This is a genomic window from Bradyrhizobium sp. CCBAU 21365 (genome assembly GCF_015291305.1).
Lineage (GTDB): Bacteria > Pseudomonadota > Alphaproteobacteria > Rhizobiales > Xanthobacteraceae > Bradyrhizobium > Bradyrhizobium elkanii.
This window is the reverse complement of sequence record NZ_CP030036.1, coordinates 5,144,619-5,161,881: the sequence shown is the minus strand read 5'-3', so window position 1 is coordinate 5,161,881 and position 17,263 is coordinate 5,144,619. Positions and strand designations below refer to the sequence as shown.

Sequence of the window (17,263 nt, the reverse complement as noted above, 5' to 3'; positions counted from 1 at the left end):
CCTGATGGCTGAATTCTTCGCAAGCTCGTTCTGGACCGGCTTCCTCTGGCCGCTGATCATCATGGTCGCGGAGAGCCTGTTGCTGCTGGTCGTGCTCCTGATCGCGATCGCCTACATCCTGCTCGCCGACCGCAAGATCTGGGCGGCGGTGCAGATCCGCCGCGGCCCCAACGTGGTCGGACCGTTCGGATTGCTGCAATCCTTCGCCGACCTCCTGAAATTCGTGCTGAAGGAGCCGGTGATTCCGTCCGGCTCCAACAAGGGCGTGTTCCTGCTCGCGCCGCTGGTGTCGTGCATCCTGGCGCTGGCCGCCTGGGCCGTGATCCCGTTTGATCTCGGCTGGGTGATCTCCGACATCAATGTCGGCGTTCTCTACATCTTCGCGATCTCGTCGCTGTCGATCTACGGCATCATCATGGCCGGCTGGTCGTCGAACTCGAAATATCCGTTCCTGGCCGCGCTGCGCTCGGCGGCGCAGATGGTGTCCTACGAGGTCTCGATCGGCTTCGTCATCATCACCGTGCTGCTCTGCGTCGGCTCGCTGAACCTGTCGGCGGTGGTCGAGGCGCAGAACACCCGCGGGCTTGCGCACCTGATCGGCCTGCCGCAGCTCACCATCCTGAACTGGTATGTGTGGCCGCTGTTCCCGATGTTCGTGGTGTTCTACGTCTCGGCGCTGGCGGAAACCAACCGTCCGCCGTTCGACCTCGTCGAAGCCGAATCCGAACTGGTCGCCGGCTTCATGACCGAATACGGCTCGACCCCGTATCTTTTGTTCATGCTCGGCGAGTATGTCGCGATCACCACGATGTGCGCGCTGGCGTCGATCCTGTTCCTGGGCGGCTGGCTGCCGCCGGTCAACCTGCCGCCGTTCACCTGGATTCCGGGCATCGTCTGGTTCGCCCTGAAGGTGTTCTTCATGTTCTTCATGTTCGCGATGGCGAAGGCGATCGTGCCGCGCTACCGCTACGATCAACTGATGCGGCTCGGCTGGAAGGTGTTCCTGCCGCTGTCGCTGGCGATGGTGGTGATCGTGGCCGGCGTGCTGCAGTTCGCCGGCATCGCGCCGAAGTGAGGCCGTCATGAGTGTCAATGTCAACGCAACAGCCCGCTCGCTTCTGCTGTCGGAATTCGTCTCGGCGTTCTTCCTCGCGATGCGCTATTTCTTCCAGCCGAAGCCGACGCTGAACTATCCCTTCGAGAAGGGCCCGATCTCGCCGCGCTTCCGCGGCGAGCACGCGCTGCGCCGCTATCCGAACGGCGAGGAGCGCTGCATCGCCTGCAAGCTGTGCGAGGCGATCTGCCCGGCGCAGGCGATCACGATCGAGGCCGGCCCGCGCCGCAACGACGGCACCCGCCGCACGGTGCGTTACGACATCGACATGGTGAAGTGCATCTATTGCGGCCTGTGCCAGGAGGCATGCCCGGTGGACGCCATCGTCGAGGGACCGAATTTCGAATTCGCGACCGAGACCCGCGAGGAACTGTACTATGACAAGGCCAAGCTGCTCGCCAATGGCGACCGCTGGGAGCGCGAGATCGCGAAGTCGATCGCGCTCGACGCGCCGTACCGGTGAGGTGAGGGCATGATCCTTCCGGCGCTGTTCTTCTACCTGTTTGCTGCGGTCTGCGTGGCCTCGGCGGTCATGGTGATTGTCTCGCGCAATCCCGTGCACTCCGTGCTGTTCCTGATCCTGGCCTTCGTCAACGCGGCCGGCCTGTTCATCCTGATGGGCGCCGAGTTCCTCGGGATGATGCTGATCGTGGTCTATGTCGGTGCGGTCGCGGTGCTGTTCCTGTTCGTGATCATGATGCTCGACGTCGACTTCGTCGAGCTGCGCGAGGGCTTCATCCAGTATCTGCCGATCGGCATCGTGATCGGCGGCATCTTCATGTTCGAGCTGCTGCTCGTCGTCGGCGCCTGGGTAATCAACCCGGCCGTGACCAAGACGATCACCGCGGCGATCCCGACCAATGTCAGCAACACGGAGGCGCTCGGCCTCGTGCTCTATACGAAGTACATCCATTACTTCCAGCTCGCCGGCATGGTGCTGCTGGTCGCGATGATCGGCGCCATCGTGCTGACGCTGCGCCACAAGGCCAAGGTCAAGCGGCAGAACATCAACGTGCAGAACGCGCGCACGCCCGAGATGGCGATGGCGATGCGCAAGGTGGCGTCGGGGCAGGGCCTGCAGGATGCCGACGCGGCGGAGTGGGTGAAATGACGATCGGGCTCGGACACTATCTCGCGGTCGCCGCGATCCTGTTCACGCTCGGGATCCTCGGCATCTTCCTCAACCGCAAGAACATCATCGTCATCCTGATGTCGATCGAGCTGATCCTGCTGTCGGTCAACATCAACCTGGTGGCGTTCTCGACCTTCCTCGGCGACATCGTCGGCCAGGTGTTCGCGCTCTTGGTGCTGACGGTGGCCGCCGCCGAGGCCGCGATCGGTCTCGCCGTGCTGGTGGTGTATTTCCGCAACCGCGGTTCGATCGCGGTTGAAGACGTCAATCTGATGAAGGGCTAGGCGCAGTTATGGTTCAGGCAATCGTATTCCTGCCTCTGCTGGGCGCCATCCTCGCAGGCATCATCTCGCTGGTCGGTGCCCATGCGCGCTGCCCGAGCGGCGATATCGTCGACCATCACGACGACGCGCATGGCGACGCCCGTGCCTCCGCCGCCCATGACGATCACGGTCATAACGACCATGGCCATGACGATCACCATGTCTCCGAGCCGGCGGCCGCCGGCTCGCGCCTCGCCGAGCTGATCACCACCGGCCTGCTGTTCGTCTCGGCGGCGCTGTCCTGGTTCACGCTGGTCGATGTCGGCTTCATGCACCATGACGCGCGCGTCGTGCTGCTGCCCTGGATCACCTCGGGCGACCTGCAGGTGGCCTGGACACTGCGGGTCGACACCCTGACGGCGGTGATGCTGGTCGTGGTCAACACGGTGTCCGCGCTCGTCCACCTCTACTCCATCGGCTACATGGACGAGGATCCGAACCGGCCGCGCTTCTTCGGCTATCTCTCGCTGTTCACCTTCGCGATGCTGATGCTGGTGACGTCAGACAACCTCGTGCAGCTGTTCTTCGGCTGGGAGGGCGTCGGCCTCGCGAGCTACCTCCTGATCGGGTTCTGGTACCAGAAACCGTCGGCCAATGCCGCGGCGATCAAGGCCTTCGTGGTCAACCGCGTCGGCGACTTCGGTTTCGCGCTCGGCATCTTCGCGATCTTCGCGCTGGTCGGCTCGACCGATTTCGAGACCATCTTCCACGCCGCGCCCGGGCTGACCGGCAAGACCATCAACTTCTTCGGCTGGCAGGCCGAGGCGCTGACCCTGACCTGCCTGTTGCTGTTCATGGGCGCGATGGGCAAGTCGGCCCAGTTCCTGCTGCACACCTGGTTGCCGGACGCGATGGAAGGTCCGACCCCGGTGTCGGCGCTGATCCATGCCGCGACCATGGTCACCGCCGGAGTCTTCATGGTGGCGCGGCTGTCGCCGCTGTTCGAGCTGTCACCGACCGCGCAGGCGGTGGTGATGTTCTTCGGCGCGACCACGGCGTTCTTCGCCGCCACGATTGGCCTCGTGCAGAACGACATCAAGCGCATCGTCGCGTATTCGACCTGTTCGCAGCTCGGCTACATGTTCGTGGCGATGGGAGCGGGGGCCTATTCGGTCGGCATGTTCCATCTGTTCACGCACGCCTTCTTCAAGGCGCTGCTGTTCTTAGGGTCCGGCTCGGTGATCTACGCGATGCATCACGAGCAGGACATCCGCAACATGGGCGGGCTGTGGCGCAAGATCCCGTACACCTTCGCGGTGATGTGCATCGGCACCCTGGCGCTGACCGGCTTCCCGCTGTTCGCCGGCTACTTCTCCAAGGACGCGATCATCGAGGCGGCCTATGCGGCGCATAATCCGTTCGCCGCCTATGCATATCTGCTGACGATCGCGGCCGCCGGCCTGACCTCGTTCTACTCCTGGCGTCTGATCTTCAAGACGTTCTTCGGCGAGCCGCACGACCAGAAGCACTATGAGGCGGCGCATGAGAGCCCGGTGTGGATGCTGGTGCCGATCGGCGTGCTCGCCGCCGGTTCGATCCTGGCCGGCCTGCCGTTCAAGGAGCTGTTCGTCAACCCGCACGGCGTCGAGGAGTTCTTCCGCGAGTCCGTGAAGATGAACCCGCACATCCTCGAGAACATGGAGCACATGCCGGGCTGGCTCGCGCCGCTGCCCACCGTGATGATGGCGCTCGGCCTGTTCATCTCGTATCTGTTCTACATCCGCAGGCCGTATCTGCCGGTCGAGCTCGCTCGCCAGCAGCCGATGCTGTACCAGTTCCTGCTCAACAAATGGTACTTCGACGAGCTGTACGACTGGATCTTCGTGCGTCCGGCAAAGTGGCTCGGCTACACGCTGTGGAAGAAGGGCGACGGCTTCATCATCGACGGCTTCGGTCCCGATGGCGTCTCCGCCCGCGTGCTCGACGTCACCCGCAACGTCGTGAAATTGCAGACCGGCTACCTCTATCACTACGCATTCGCGATGCTGATCGGGGCTGCCGGATTGATCACCTGGTTCATGTTCGGCTTGGGAGGCCAGTAAATGACAACCTGGCCCATCCTTTCGGTTACGACCTTCCTGCCGGCGGTCGGTGCGATCTTGGTCTATCTGCTGGCGCGGGGCGGTGACGAGACCGCGAGCCGCACGGCGCGCTGGATCGCGCTGTGGACCACGCTGATCACCTTCGCGATCTCGCTGATCCTGGTAGCGCGCTTCGATCCGGCCTCGACCGATTTCCAGTTCGTCGAGAAGGCGTCCTGGCTCGCCACCGGCATCACCTATCACATGGGCGTCGACGGCATCTCGCTGCCGCTGATCATCCTGACCACCGCGATCATGCCGCTCTGCATCATCGCGAGCTGGAAGTCGGTGACGCAGCGCGTCGGCGAATACATGATGGCGTTCCTGATCCTGGAAACGCTGATGGTGGGCACCTTCTCGGCGCTCGATCTCGTGCTGTTCTACCTGTTCTTCGAGGGCGGCCTGATCCCGATGTTCCTGATCATCGGCGTCTGGGGCGGCCCGCGCCGGGTCTATGCGTCGTTCAAGTTCTTCCTCTACACCTTCCTCGGCTCGGTTCTGATGCTGCTCGCCATCATGGCGCTGTACTGGAACGCCGGCACGACCGACATCCCGACCCTGATGCACACCGCTGTGCCGCGGTCGATGCAGACATGGGCGTGGCTGGCCTTCTTTGCCTCGTTCGCGGTGAAGATGCCGATGTGGCCGGTGCACACCTGGCTGCCCGACGCGCACGTCGAGGCGCCGACGGCGGGCTCGGTGATCCTGGCCGCGATCCTGCTGAAGATGGGCGGCTACGGCTTCCTGCGCTTCTCGCTACCGATGTTCCCGCTGGCCTCGCACGACTTCGCGCCGTTCGTGTTCGTGCTGTCGGTCATCGCCATCATCTACACCTCGTTGGTGGCGATGATGCAGGAGGACATGAAGAAGCTGATCGCATATTCATCCGTCGCGCATATGGGCTTCGTCACCATGGGCATCTTCGCGGTGACGACGCAGGGCGTCGCCGGCGGCATGTTCCAGATGGTCTCGCACGGCATCGTCTCCGGCGCGCTGTTCCTCTGCGTCGGCGTGGTTTACGACCGCATGCACACCCGCGAGATCGCGGCCTATGGCGGCCTCGTCAACCGGATGCCGCTCTACGCGCTGACCTTCATGGTCTTCACCATGGCCAATGTCGGTCTGCCGGGCACGAGCGGATTCGTCGGCGAGTTCATGACGCTGCTCGGAACCTTCAAGATCTCGCTGCCGACCGCGTTCTTCGCCACCACCGGCGTGATCCTGTCGGCCTGCTACGCGCTCTGGCTCTACCGCAAGGTGGTGTTCGGCGCGCTGGTCAAGCCGTCGCTGATGTCGATCAAGGATCTCACCTTCCGCGAATGCGTGACGCTGTTCCCGCTGATCGCGCTGACCATCCTGTTCGGCGTCTATCCGAAGCCGGTGCTCGACATGTCGGCCGCCTCGGTCCAGCAGCTCGTCAACAATTACCAAACCGCCGTGACTGCCGTGAAGGCAGCCGCGCTGACCGTCCAGTAAGGCCCTCGTCATGAGCTTTTCCAGTGCAGGTTATCAGTTGCAGCCGGTGCTGCCGGAGCTGGTGCTCGCGGTCGGCGCCATGGTGCTGTTGATGATCGGAGCTTATCGCGGGCAGGGGACGACGCGGCTCGTCACGGCGCTCGCGATCTGTCTCCTGGTGCTGACCGGCGTGCTGGAGCTCTGGCTGCCGGCCGGCAAGCTCGTGACCTTCGGCGGCAGCTTCATCGTCGATGATTTCGCCCGCTTCCTGAAGGTCCTCGCGCTGATCGCCTCGGCGGCGACGCTGATCCTGTCGACCGAGTACCTGTCTCAGCCCTCGAGCCGCAACTTCGAGTTCTCGATCCTGGTGCTGCTGTCGACGCTCGGCATGATGGTGCTGATCTCGGCCGGCGATTTGATCTCGCTCTATCTCGGCCTCGAGCTGATGAGCCTTGCGCTCTATGTCGTCGCCGCCAGCCAGCGCGACAACGCCAAGTCGAGCGAGGCGGGCCTGAAGTATTTCGTGCTCGGCGCGCTGTCGTCGGGCATGCTGCTCTACGGCGCATCGCTGATCTACGGCTTCACCGGCACCGTCAGCTTCGCCGGCATCGCGGCGGCGGCGACCACCGGCAGCATCGGCATCGTGTTCGGCCTGGTGTTCCTGCTCGCTGGCCTCTGCTTCAAGGTCTCGGCAGTGCCGTTCCACATGTGGACGCCGGACGTCTATGAGGGCGCGCCGACGCCGGTGACGGCGTTCTTCGCGTCCGCCCCGAAGGTCGCGGCGCTCGCGGTGTTCACCCGCGCGACGCTGACCGCGTTCCCGGGCATCGTGACCCAGTGGCAGCAGATCCTGGTGTTCGTGGCGATCGCCTCGATGGCGCTGGGCTCGTTCGCGGCGATCGGCCAGACCAACATCAAGCGCCTGATGGCCTATTCCTCGATTGGCCATATGGGCTTTGCGCTGGTCGGCCTCGCCTCCGGCACGGTCGAGGGCGCCCAGGGCGTCCTGATCTACATCGCGATCTATGTGGCGATGACGCTCGGCTCCTTCAGCATCATCCTGGCGATGAAGCGGAACGGCCAGGCGCTGGAGCAGATCAGCGATTTCGCCGGCCTGTCCCGCACCAATCCGCTGCTCGCCTTCATCTTCGCGATGCTGCTGTTCTCGCTGGCCGGCGTGCCGCCGCTCGCCGGGTTCTTCGGCAAGTGGTACGTGTTCGTCGCCGCGATCAAGGCCAATCTGTTCACGCTCGCCGTGATCGGCGTGCTGACCAGCGTGGTGGGCGCGTTCTACTATCTGTCGATCGTCAAGGTGATGTATTTCGACCAGCCGCTCGGCAAGCTCGACCCGGTCCGCGTCGAGCTGCGCACTGTGCTGGCGGTCGCGGGCATCTTCAACATCTTCTACTTCGCCTATCCGGGCCCGCTGGTGAGCGTGGCCACGGCGGCGGCCAAATCACTATTTTGACGCGTGCGGTTCCGAAATCGGGATGCTGGCTTTCGGAACCAATCATGCGCATAACTCTGACATGACCTTCACGCTCGGGCCTCGGGCCATAGCGGCGGGCTACCGGCTCGCCGCCTTCGATCAGATCGGCTCGACCAATGCCGAGGCGATGCTGCGCGCCCGCGACGGCGCGCAGGGGCCGATGTGGTTCGTGACGCCCGAACAGACCGCGGGCCGCGGGCGGCGGCAGCGGGTCTGGGTCGCGCCGCGCGGCAATCTCGCCAGCACGATCCTCGAGGTGACCGACGTTCAGCCGGCAGTCGCCGCCACCCTCGGCTTTGCCGCCGGGCTGTCGCTTGAAGCCGCGCTGCGGAAGGTCAGCATCGAGGCGGCGCTGCGGCTCGGGCCGGACAGCCCGAAGTTCACCCTGAAATGGCCGAACGACGTGCTGGCCAATGGCAAGAAGCTCTCGGGCATCCTGCTGGAGGCCGAGGCCATCGGGAGCCGGCTGGCGGTCGTGGTCGGCATCGGCACCAATGTCGTCGCAGCACCCGAGGGGACGCCGACGCCGGCCGTATCGCTCGCGGCGCTTGGCATCCAGATCGGGGCGGAGGAGCTGTTTGCCGCGCTGTCGGACGCCTGGGTCGAGTTTCGCGGCATTTGGGACGACGGCCGCGGCTTCCCCGAGATCCGCAGGCTGTGGCTGGAGCGCGCGGCCGGCCTCGGCGAGAAGGTCGCGGTCCAGACCGGCTCGGCGACCCTTGAGGGCACGTTCGACACCATCGATGATACCGGCTGCCTGATCGTCCGCACCGCTGATGGCGAGCGCCTGCCCGTGACCGCCGGCGAGGTCTATTTCGGCACCGCAGCCTCGGTGAGGGCGGTCTGATGGCGCGTCCCGACGAACTCACCTTTGCGCCGCTCGGCGGCGTCGGCGAGATCGGCATGAACCTGTCGATCTACGGCCTCGGCAACCGCCACCAGCGGTCCTTCCTCGCGGTCGATCTCGGCGTCTCGTTTGGCGACGAGGAGCATCTTCCGGGCATCGACCTGATCATGCCCGACGTCCGCTTCCTCGAGAAGGAGCGCAACAATCTGGTGGGCCTCGTGCTGACGCACGCCCATGAGGATCATTTCGGCGCCATCATCGATCTCTGGCCGAAGCTCGGCTGCAAGATCTACGCGACGCAATTCAGCGCGGCGCTGTTCGAGGCCAAATGCGCCGCCGAGCGCAACCCGCCAAAAATCCCGGTCACGGTGATCCCGTCGGGCGGGCGGGTCGATATCGGTCCGTTCAATGTCGAGTTCATCCCGGTCGCGCATTCGATTCCGGAATCGCACGCGCTGGCGATCAAGACCGATGTCGGCACCGTGCTGCATACCGGCGACTGGAAGATCGATCCGACCCCGATCATCGGCCAGCCGACCGACGAGCGGCGGCTGCGCGAGCTCGGTGATGAAGGCGTGCTGGCGCTGGTCGGCGACTCCACCAATGCGGTGCGCGACGGGCGCTCGCCGTCGGAAACCGAGGTCGCCGCCACGATCAAGAAGCTGGTCAAGGCGGCCAAGGGCCGGGTCGCAGTCACGACCTTCGCCTCCAATGTCGCCCGGGTGCGGGCGGTGGCGGATGCCGCGAACGCCGCCGATCGAGAGGTGGTCGTGGTCGGCCGCGCCATGGAGCGCGTGGTGCAGGTGGCGCGCGAATGCGGCTATCTCGACGGCTCGCATAAATTCCGCAGCGCCGACTATTACGGCCATTTCCCGGCCGACAAGGTGCTGGCGCTGTGCACCGGCAGCCAGGGCGAGCCGCGCGCGGCGCTGGCGCGGATCGCCAATGACGACCATCCGCAGGTCACCCTGAACAAGGGCGACACCGTGATCTTCTCCTCCCGCACCATTCCCGGCAACGAGAAGGCGGTCGGCTCGATCATCAACAACCTGGTCATGCAGGGCGTCGAGATCATCACCGACCGTGAGCATCTGGTGCACGTCTCCGGCCACCCGCGCCGCGACGAGCTGCGCGACATGATCTCCTGGGTGCGGCCGCAGCTCTTGATCCCCGTCCATGGCGAGGCGCTGCATCTGGCCGAGCACGCCAAGCTGGCACGCGCCGCCGGCGTGCCCAAGGTCCTGACCTGCCGCAACGGCGACCTCGTCAAGCTCGGGCCCGGCGAGCCCGGCATCATCGGCGAGGTGCCGGCGGGCCGGCTCTACAAGGACGGAACCATCCTGGAGGACGCCAAGTCGCGTGCCGTGGTGGAACGACGGCGGATGGGCTTTGCCGGCTGCGCCTTCGTCGCCATCGCCATGACCGAGCAGGGCGAGCTCGTCGACGATCCCGAGGTTGATCTGGTCGGCATGCCGGAGAACAATGCGGCGGGCGAACTGCTCGACGACATCGTGTTCGATGTGGTGGTATCGACGATCGAGGGCCTGCCGAAGCCGCGGCGGCGCGATCCGGACGCGCTGGGGGAATCGGTGCGGCGCGCGGTGCGGGCGGCGCTGAACGAGCAATGGGGCAAGAAGCCGATCTGCGTCGTGCACGTTCTGACGGTCTGAGCCTAAGCATGATCCGGAAAAGCGCGAAGCGGTTCTCCGAAAAGATCATGCTCAACTAAAGGGAGAATGAGATGCTGGGCCGGCTCAATCACGTCGCGATCGCGGTCAAGGACGCCAAGCAGGCCGCGAAGATCTACGGCACTGCCTTCAATGCCGAGATTTCCGATGCGGTGCCGCTGCCGGAGCACGGCGTCATCACCGTGTTCGTGACGCTGCCGAACACCAAGATCGAGTTCATCGAGCCGCTCGGCGAGGCCTCGCCGATCGCGAAATTCGTCGAGCGCAATGCCGACGGCGGCATCCACCATGTCTGCTACGACGTGCCCGACATCATCGCGGCTCGCGACCGCATGATCGCCGAGGGCGCGCGGGTGCTGGGCGACGGCCAGCCGAAGATCGGCGCGCACGGCAAGCCGGTGCTGTTCTTCCACCCGAAGGACTTTTCCGGCGCCCTGGTCGAGATCGAACAGGCCTGAGGCCAGTATGGCGTACCAGATCTCCACTGGGCTTGCGATCTACTTCGTCCTTTGGTGGCTCGTGCTGTTCCTGACATTGCCGTTCGGCATACGCAGCCAGCATGAGGACGGCGTCGGCGCGCCCGGCACCGACCCCGGCGCGCCGATCCTGGCGCGCATGGGCCGCAAGCTGCTGTGGACCACGCTGATCTCGGCCGTGATCTTCTCGATCGCCATGTGGGCCTATCATTCCGGCTATCTCTCGATCGAGCGGCTGTCGAAACTGATGGGGATGCCGTTCTGATACGCAGTTTTCGTTGGATCTGAAGTAGCCCGCATGAGCGAAGCGACATGCGGGATCACCTTCCCGGGTATCGCTTCGCTCACCCGGGCTACGTACCGATGGGGATGCTGTTTTAGAAACTGATGCCAATGGAGCGGGGATCAACCTCGCCCTGGCAATGCGGAGGAGGCGACCACGATGAACCTGCAGTCCCAGCCGGGCTCCGGGCCGAGCGCATATCGAATCCTGCGGGAAGCCGATCTGCGGGATTATCTCGCGGAGCTGCCCGCCATCGTCGCGCAGCTCGGCGGCGCGCCGGCCGACTGGTCGATCAGCGAGGTCGGCGACGGCAATCTCAATCTCGTCTTCATCGTCAAGGGAAACAGCGGCGGCCTCGCGGTCAAGCAGGCGCTGCCCTATGTGCGCCTCGTCGGCGAGAGCTGGCCGCTGCCGCTGTCGCGGGCGCACTACGAGCACATGGCGCTGGTGCATCAGGCGCGGCTGGCGCCGATGCTCGTGCCTGCGGCGCTGCATCATGATGCGCCGCTCGCGCTCACCGCGATGGAGCTGCTCGAGCCGCACGTCATCATGCGCAAGGGCCTGATCGAAGCCACGCGGTACCCGCGCTTTGTCGAGGATATCTCGACCTTCCTGGCGCAAACGCTGTTCCTCACGTCCGACCTTGCCTTGTCGGCCGCGGAGAAGAAGCAGGGCATCGCCGATTTCGCCGGCAACCATGCGCTCTGCAAGATCACCGAGGATCTGATCTTCACCGATCCCTATCGCATCGCCCAGCAGAACCGCTGGACCGCGCCCTATCTCGACGCCACGGCCGCGGCGTTCCGCGAGGACCTCGACCTCCATGTCGCAATTAGCAGGCTGAAGCTGAAATTCATGGCGAGCCCGCAGGCGCTGCTGCACGGCGACCTGCACACCGGCTCGATCATGGTCACGGACAGCGAGACCAGGGTGATCGATCCCGAGTTCGCGTTCTACGGCCCGATGGGCTTCGATATCGGCGCCGTCATCGGCAATCTGCTGATGGCCTATCTCGCCTCCGCCGGCCACGAGCGCACGCCGGGCGAGCGCGCCTCGTTCGAGGCATGGCTGCTCGCGACCATCGAGGGCGTCTGGAGCGAGTTTTCCCGCAAGTTTCTCGCGCTGTGGCGCAGCGAGGCGAGGGGCGACGGCTATCCGGTGTCGCTGTTCGCGGGCGAGGCAGGTGCCGCGCGGCTGGAGGCGGAACGGCAGGCCTATATGGCGCGGCTGTTCCAGGACACCGTCGGCTTCGCCGCGGCCAAGACCATCCGGCGCATCCTCGGCCTTGCGCACAACATCGACTTCGAGTGGATCGCCGACGAGAAGCAGCGCGCGATCTGCGAGGCGCGCGCCCTCAAGCTCGCCCGCAATATGATGCTGGAGGCGGCGTCGTTCACGACGATCGGAGCAGTCACCTTCGCCGCGCGCGAACTGCGTCACTGGCAGCCGGATTTTGCCAGATGACCCGCTGTCATTCCGGGGCGGAGCGCCGCACCGAACTGGAATGACGACGGAGGAGGCCTGCGACAAATCACCCCGACGGGCAAATTAGCGCTTCCGTCGTCGGGCAAATCAGATGTTCAATTCCGCCCGTCTCACCCGATCGAGGGGCGCTTCGCGGTCGTCACGGACGCGGGTCGAGATGCGGTGGACGCTGAGTGTGCAACTGACGAGTGCGCATGAGGCGGACGGTGAAGTCGTGTGGTCCTGACGCCCAAGTGGCAGGTGTCTCTTCACGTTGCGCGGTGCGCGTGGCGAAGGCGGTGACAAACAAGCCAAGTCTCGCCGGGGAGAGCACGAAGTAAGCCGTAGCCCATCGCGCAGGGAAAGCCGGAGTTCCCGGTTACACCTGTGGTCCTACCCCCGTGCTTTCTACCCATTGCACGGGGCCCATGGGTGCGATCGGCACCCGGCTTTCCCTGCGCCCTCTGCTTTCAGAGGGTGAAACGAACAGCAAAGCTCGGGCATATCGTGTCGCGAGAATGCGGATGTTTGACTCACAAGCGACACACACTCGGCGTCGTCCTGGCGAAAGCCAGGACCCATTATCACGAATGCGAATTGTTGCCCGACGCTGGGGCCACAGCCTGCTCTCAACAACCCAACCCTGTGGTTATGGGTCCCGGCCTTCGCCGGGACGACGAGAGGTGAGAGCTACGTGCTCCGCTCCACTATCAATCCGCCGCTTGCTCCCGCAGCCGCTGCGCGTAGACGTTGATGATCAGCGCCGCGAGCAGGATCAGGCCGCGGATCAGGATCTTCAGGAAGCTGTCGATATTGACGTGGTCGAGGCCGTTGTTGAGCACGCCGAGCACGAACAGGCCGACGATGGTGTTGCCGATGCCGCCGCGGCCGCCGAACAGGCTGGTGCCGCCGACCACCACGGCCGCGATCGAATCCAAGAGATAGGTGTCGAACTCGTTCTGCTGGGCGCTGCCGAAATGGGCGACGCCGAGCATGCCGCCGATCCCCGAGCACACCGCCGAGATCACCATCACGCTGCCGAGGATGAGCTTGACGTTGAGGCCGGCAAATTCCGCGGCTTCGCGGTTGCCGCCGACCATGTAGACGTAGCGGCCGAACCGCGTGTAGGTCAGCACCAGGTGGCCGCCGAGCAGCATCACCGCGGCGACGATCACGATCCAGGGGATGCCGCCGATCGAGCCGGAGCCGAGCGTCGTGATCAGGTCCGGCACCTTGTAGGCGATCTGGCCGCGCACCAGCAGCGCCGAGACGCCGGCCGCGATCTGCATCATGGCGAGCGTCATGATGAAGGAGGGGATGCCGATCATGGTCAGCCCCAGCGCGTTGACGAGGCCGAGCAGCGCGCACAGCGCCAGCGCCAGCAGGATCGCGACGATGCCCGGCATCGGGACATTGGCGATGTTGACGTAGGATTCCTGCAGCGTGAAGTACGCCACGGCAATGCCGGTGACGTTGGCGATGCTGGCGATCGACAGATCGATCTCGGCGCACAGGATCACGAAGGTGAGGCCGACGGCGATGATGCCGGTGACCGAGACTTGCGTGAGGATGTTGCCGACATTGTCGATGGTCGCAAACGACGGGCTCGCGATCGCAAAGAACGCACTGAGGAAGATCAGCGTCAGGAACGGCGCGATGTTGCGCATCTGCGAGCGCAGGAAGGGCACCAGCCCGCGCGACCGCTGGTGATCCGCTCGCGCCGTCGCGCCGTCACTGCTTGCCATCATGTCTCTCCATCAAGCGCGATGAGGTGGTCATCGCGCTTTCCCTGTTTGTTTGAGCATGATCTCATCGGAAAACCGCTTCGCACTTTTCCGGATCATGCTCTAGGCCGCCTCCAGCAGCCGGTCCTTGCTGACCGCTTCGCCTGCAAATTCGCGCACCACCGCGCCGCGCTTCAGCACCAGGATCCGGTCGGCCAGCGACAGCACCGTCTCCGGCTCGGTCGACAGCACGATGATCGCCAGTCCCTTGGCGCGGAGATCGCGCACGATGTTGATCACGTCGTTCTTGGCGCCGACATCCATGCCGCGGGTCGGCTCGCACAGCACCAGGACGCGCGGCGGGTAGGCGAGCCATTTCGCCAGCGCCACCTTCTGCTGATTGCCGCCGGACAGCATGCCGAGATCGAGGCCGACCACCGGCGGCCGGATCTGCAATTGCTCGACCTGGCGCTGGGCGATCGCGCGCTCGCGCACCGGCTTGAGCAGCAGCGAGGAGATCCGCTCGAGGATGCTGATCGAGATGTTCTTGTAAACCGGCTCCTGGTGGAACAGCATGGCGCGGCGGCTTTCCGGCACCAGCGCAACGCCGGCCCGCCGGGCGGCTGCGGTGCTGCGGAAGGTCTTGGCGGCGCCGTCGACCACCAGCGTTCCGCCATCGGGCCGCAGCTTGCCGAACAGGATGCGCGACAGCTCCAACTGCCCGCAGCCCATGAAGCCGTAGATGCCGAGCACCTCCCCGGAGCGGGCTTCGAACGAGACGTCCTGCAGGCTGCGGCGCAGCGAGAGCTGATCGACCTTCAGCACCGCCGCGCCGCCGCTCGATTGCGGGAGCATCAGGTCATCGGTGTAGCTGTGTTCCAGCGCCTCGCCACCGCGGCCGATCATGGCCTCGATCAGCGCGCCCTTGGTGGTGTCCGCGGACGCCGTCTCGGCGATCTTCCGCCCGTTGCGGAACACGGTGACCACGTCGGAGACCCGCAAAATGTCCTCGATGAAATGCGAGATGAAGACGATGCTGGTGCCTTCGTCGCGCAACTTGTGCAGCGTCGCAAAGAGGCGTTCGACTTCGGGCGGGGAGAGGGCGGAGGTCGGCTCGTCCAGGATGATGATGCGTGCGCCGGAGAACAGCACGCGCGCGATCTCGATCAATTGTTGCAGGCCGATCGGCAGGTCGCCGAGCCGCGTCATCGGGTCGACGTCGATGCCAAACCGTGCCAGCTGCTCGCCGGCCTCGCGCGCCATCCGCCGCCACTGCACGAAGCCGAGGCGGTTGGTCGGCTGGTTGCCGAGGAACACGTTCTCGGCGACCGTGAGATCGGGCGCGACGCTGAGCTCCTGATGCACCATGCCGATGCCGGCGGCGTGCGCGTCGCGGGTGGAGCGGAAGCGGGTCTCCTTGCCGTCCAGCATGAAGCGGCCGGAGAACTCCGGATGCACGCCGGCGATGATCTTCATCAGCGTGCTTTTTCCGGCGCCGTTCTCGCCGACGAGACCGTGGATCTCGCCGGCGTGCAGCGCGAAGTCGACCCCACGAAGGGCTTCGACGCCGCCGAAGGCCTTCGTGATCTGGTGCAATTCGAGGATCGCCGAGCGTCCCTGCGACATGAGGACCGCTCAGATCAGGAAGTGATCCTCCATCCATTGCATGCCGGCGGCGTTGGCCTTGGTCACGACGGGACCATCGGTCACGACGTTCTTCGGAATGCCCTGGCCGCTCTTTTCGCCGCCGACCACGGCGGCGACGCCCGCGACGATCGCGCCGCCATGGATGCGGCAGGACGGATTGCGGACGGTCGCGAACATGCGGCCTTCGCTGACCGCCTGGATCGCCGGCGGCATGGCGTCGACGCCGCCGATCAGGATGTTGGTGCGGTTGCGCGCCTTCATGATGTTGTAGGCGGCGAGCGCCATGTCGTCCTTGTGGAAGAAGGCGGCGTCGATCTGCGAATATTTGGTCAGATAGGTTTCCCAGAGCCGGGCGGTCTTGGAGACGTCCCAGTCGGCGGGCTGGGTGTCCAGCACCTCGATGTTCGGGAACTGCTTGATGACCGAGTTGAAGCCCTTGGCGCGGCCCTGCGCGCCGGTGTGGCCGAGCGCGCCCTGGGTCATGATGACCTTGCCCTTGCCGCCGATCGCGTTGCACAGCGCCTGCGTCACCGAGGCGCCCATGAACTCGTTGTCGGGCGCGAGGAACGAGTGGACGTTAATTTGATCGAGAGGAGCAATAAGCGTGTCCATGTCGATCACGGGAGTGCCGGCGTCGATCATCTTCTGCACCGGCTGGGTCAGCGTGCCGATGCCGAACGCCTGGATCGCGACGAAGTCCCATTTCTGCGACGCCATGTTGTCGATCGCGGCGCGCTGCTTGACGGCATCGAGCTGGCCGTCGAACCAGGTCACTTCGACGTTGAACAGCTTGCCCCAGAACTCGGCGGCCTGCTTGCCCTGCGCGCACCACGTCGCCTGCAGTCCGGCGTTGGAGAACGCCGCCTTCAGCGGCTTTTCCGAGCGTCCCATTTCGGCGGCGAGCGCGGACGTCGTCATGCCCATTCCGCCGAACAGGCCGGCCGCAGCTCCACCTGCCGCCGCCATCTGCAGAAGGTCGCGCCGCGTCGTCGACGCCTTGTCCATCCCCTTGTCGGTCCCTGGCATTGCTTGCTCCCTCTTCGTTTTTCTGACCGTCGGCGTCAATTGCACGCGCCGCGGATAAAGCGAGTGTGTCACAATCGGAACGGTGACGCTACGGCCTCTCGTCCACGAGATGTTTCTGCTGCAGCACGATGGCTTCGATGTCGCCGAGCAGCGTGTGCCACGCAGCATCGATCTCCGCAGTCCACTGCTCGCCGAGAATGTCGCGCAAGCTGTCGGCAATCATCGCGAAGAATGCCACGAACAGTTCGCGCGGCGTGCCGTAGGCGTCGTGCGAGAACACCTCCGATTCGATCAGGCGAAAATGTCCGCGGCGCTCGCCCGCGAAATCGAGGATGGCTTCGATCGTCAGCTGCAGCATCGCGCCTTTCACAGGCTCGCTGCCTTCGGTGCGAAACATCGCCTGCGTCTCAGGATGTTCGCGAAACAGGCGGCGATACACGAACGGTGTCAGATCATCGCAAGCCGCTGCTGCGAGCTCAAAGCTGCGTTCGATCGGATTCGAGGATGGAGTCAT

The 17,263-nt window shown here is 64.9% G+C and carries 16 protein-coding genes; 12 read left to right on the top strand and 4 right to left on the bottom strand.

Annotated features, from left to right (window positions below; genetic code table 11):
* The first annotated feature begins 4 nt into the window (after positions 1 to 4).
* From nuoH to mtnK, 12 genes are all read left to right on the top strand, one after another.
* On the top strand, positions 5 to 1,075 hold the full coding sequence (gene nuoH / locus XI02_RS23730) for an NADH-quinone oxidoreductase subunit NuoH (RefSeq protein ID WP_018271855.1): 1,071 nt from the start codon (positions 5 to 7) through the stop codon (positions 1,073 to 1,075).
* A gap of 7 nt (positions 1,076 to 1,082) precedes the next feature.
* Positions 1,083 to 1,577, top strand: coding sequence for an NADH-quinone oxidoreductase subunit NuoI (gene nuoI / locus XI02_RS23725; RefSeq protein WP_018271854.1), 495 nt, complete (start codon positions 1,083 to 1,085; stop codon positions 1,575 to 1,577).
* A gap of 9 nt (positions 1,578 to 1,586) precedes the next feature.
* A complete protein-coding gene (locus XI02_RS23720) occupies positions 1,587 to 2,225 on the top strand; it encodes an NADH-quinone oxidoreductase subunit J (protein ID WP_016841824.1) in 639 nt (212 codons plus the stop codon).
* Positions 2,222 to 2,530 carry an NADH-quinone oxidoreductase subunit NuoK gene (gene nuoK / locus XI02_RS23715; RefSeq protein WP_016841823.1) on the top strand — a complete coding sequence of 103 codons (309 nt, stop codon included), beginning with the start codon at positions 2,222 to 2,224 and terminating at the stop codon, positions 2,528 to 2,530. The genes XI02_RS23720 and nuoK overlap by 4 nt, the downstream gene beginning before the upstream one ends.
* An 8-nt stretch (positions 2,531 to 2,538) precedes the next feature.
* A complete protein-coding gene (nuoL, locus tag XI02_RS23710) occupies positions 2,539 to 4,611 on the top strand; it encodes an NADH-quinone oxidoreductase subunit L (protein WP_018271853.1) in 2,073 nt (690 codons plus the stop codon).
* Complete coding sequence (locus XI02_RS23705; protein WP_016841819.1) at positions 4,612 to 6,126, top strand: NADH-quinone oxidoreductase subunit M; 1,515 nt, start codon at positions 4,612 to 4,614, stop codon at positions 6,124 to 6,126. It abuts the gene before it with no gap.
* Positions 6,127 to 6,136: 10 nt separating this feature from the next.
* Positions 6,137 to 7,573, top strand: a complete 1,437-nt coding sequence (gene nuoN / locus XI02_RS23700; RefSeq protein WP_026192819.1) for an NADH-quinone oxidoreductase subunit NuoN — start codon at positions 6,137 to 6,139, stop codon at positions 7,571 to 7,573.
* Between the two features lie 61 nt (positions 7,574 to 7,634).
* The gene (locus XI02_RS23695; RefSeq protein ID WP_026192818.1) at positions 7,635 to 8,441 is read left to right on the top strand and encodes a biotin--[acetyl-CoA-carboxylase] ligase; all 807 of its coding nucleotides are present in this window, start codon (positions 7,635 to 7,637) and stop codon (positions 8,439 to 8,441) included.
* The gene (locus XI02_RS23690) at positions 8,441 to 10,111 is read left to right on the top strand and encodes a ribonuclease J (RefSeq protein WP_018271852.1); all 1,671 of its coding nucleotides are present in this window, start codon (positions 8,441 to 8,443) and stop codon (positions 10,109 to 10,111) included. The genes XI02_RS23695 and XI02_RS23690 overlap by 1 nt, the downstream gene beginning before the upstream one ends.
* A gap of 71 nt (positions 10,112 to 10,182) precedes the next feature.
* Complete coding sequence (gene mce, locus XI02_RS23685; protein WP_016841811.1) at positions 10,183 to 10,587, top strand: methylmalonyl-CoA epimerase; 405 nt, start codon at positions 10,183 to 10,185, stop codon at positions 10,585 to 10,587.
* Between the two features lie 7 nt (positions 10,588 to 10,594).
* On the top strand, positions 10,595 to 10,870 hold the full coding sequence (locus XI02_RS23680) for a DUF1467 family protein (RefSeq protein WP_016841810.1): 276 nt from the start codon (positions 10,595 to 10,597) through the stop codon (positions 10,868 to 10,870).
* 177 nt (positions 10,871 to 11,047) lie between these two features.
* Entirely contained in the window at positions 11,048 to 12,352 is a 1,305-nt protein-coding gene (gene mtnK / locus XI02_RS23675) for an S-methyl-5-thioribose kinase (RefSeq protein ID WP_018271851.1), read from the top strand.
* Positions 12,353 to 13,062: 710 nt separating this feature from the next.
* Here the strand turns inward: mtnK and XI02_RS23670 are convergent.
* The 4 genes from XI02_RS23670 to XI02_RS23655 form a co-directional block, all read right to left on the bottom strand.
* Positions 13,063 to 14,097, bottom strand: a complete 1,035-nt coding sequence (locus XI02_RS23670; RefSeq protein WP_026192816.1) for an ABC transporter permease — start codon at positions 14,095 to 14,097, stop codon at positions 13,063 to 13,065.
* A gap of 102 nt (positions 14,098 to 14,199) precedes the next feature.
* Entirely contained in the window at positions 14,200 to 15,702 is a 1,503-nt protein-coding gene (locus tag XI02_RS23665) for a sugar ABC transporter ATP-binding protein (protein WP_018271849.1), read from the bottom strand.
* A 9-nt stretch (positions 15,703 to 15,711) separates the two neighbouring features.
* The gene (locus XI02_RS23660) at positions 15,712 to 16,749 is read right to left on the bottom strand and encodes a sugar ABC transporter substrate-binding protein (RefSeq protein WP_194483156.1); all 1,038 of its coding nucleotides are present in this window, start codon (positions 16,747 to 16,749) and stop codon (positions 15,712 to 15,714) included.
* Positions 16,750 to 16,837: 88 nt separating this feature from the next.
* Positions 16,838 to 17,263, bottom strand: a complete 426-nt coding sequence (locus XI02_RS23655) for a globin (RefSeq protein WP_016848452.1) — start codon at positions 17,261 to 17,263, stop codon at positions 16,838 to 16,840.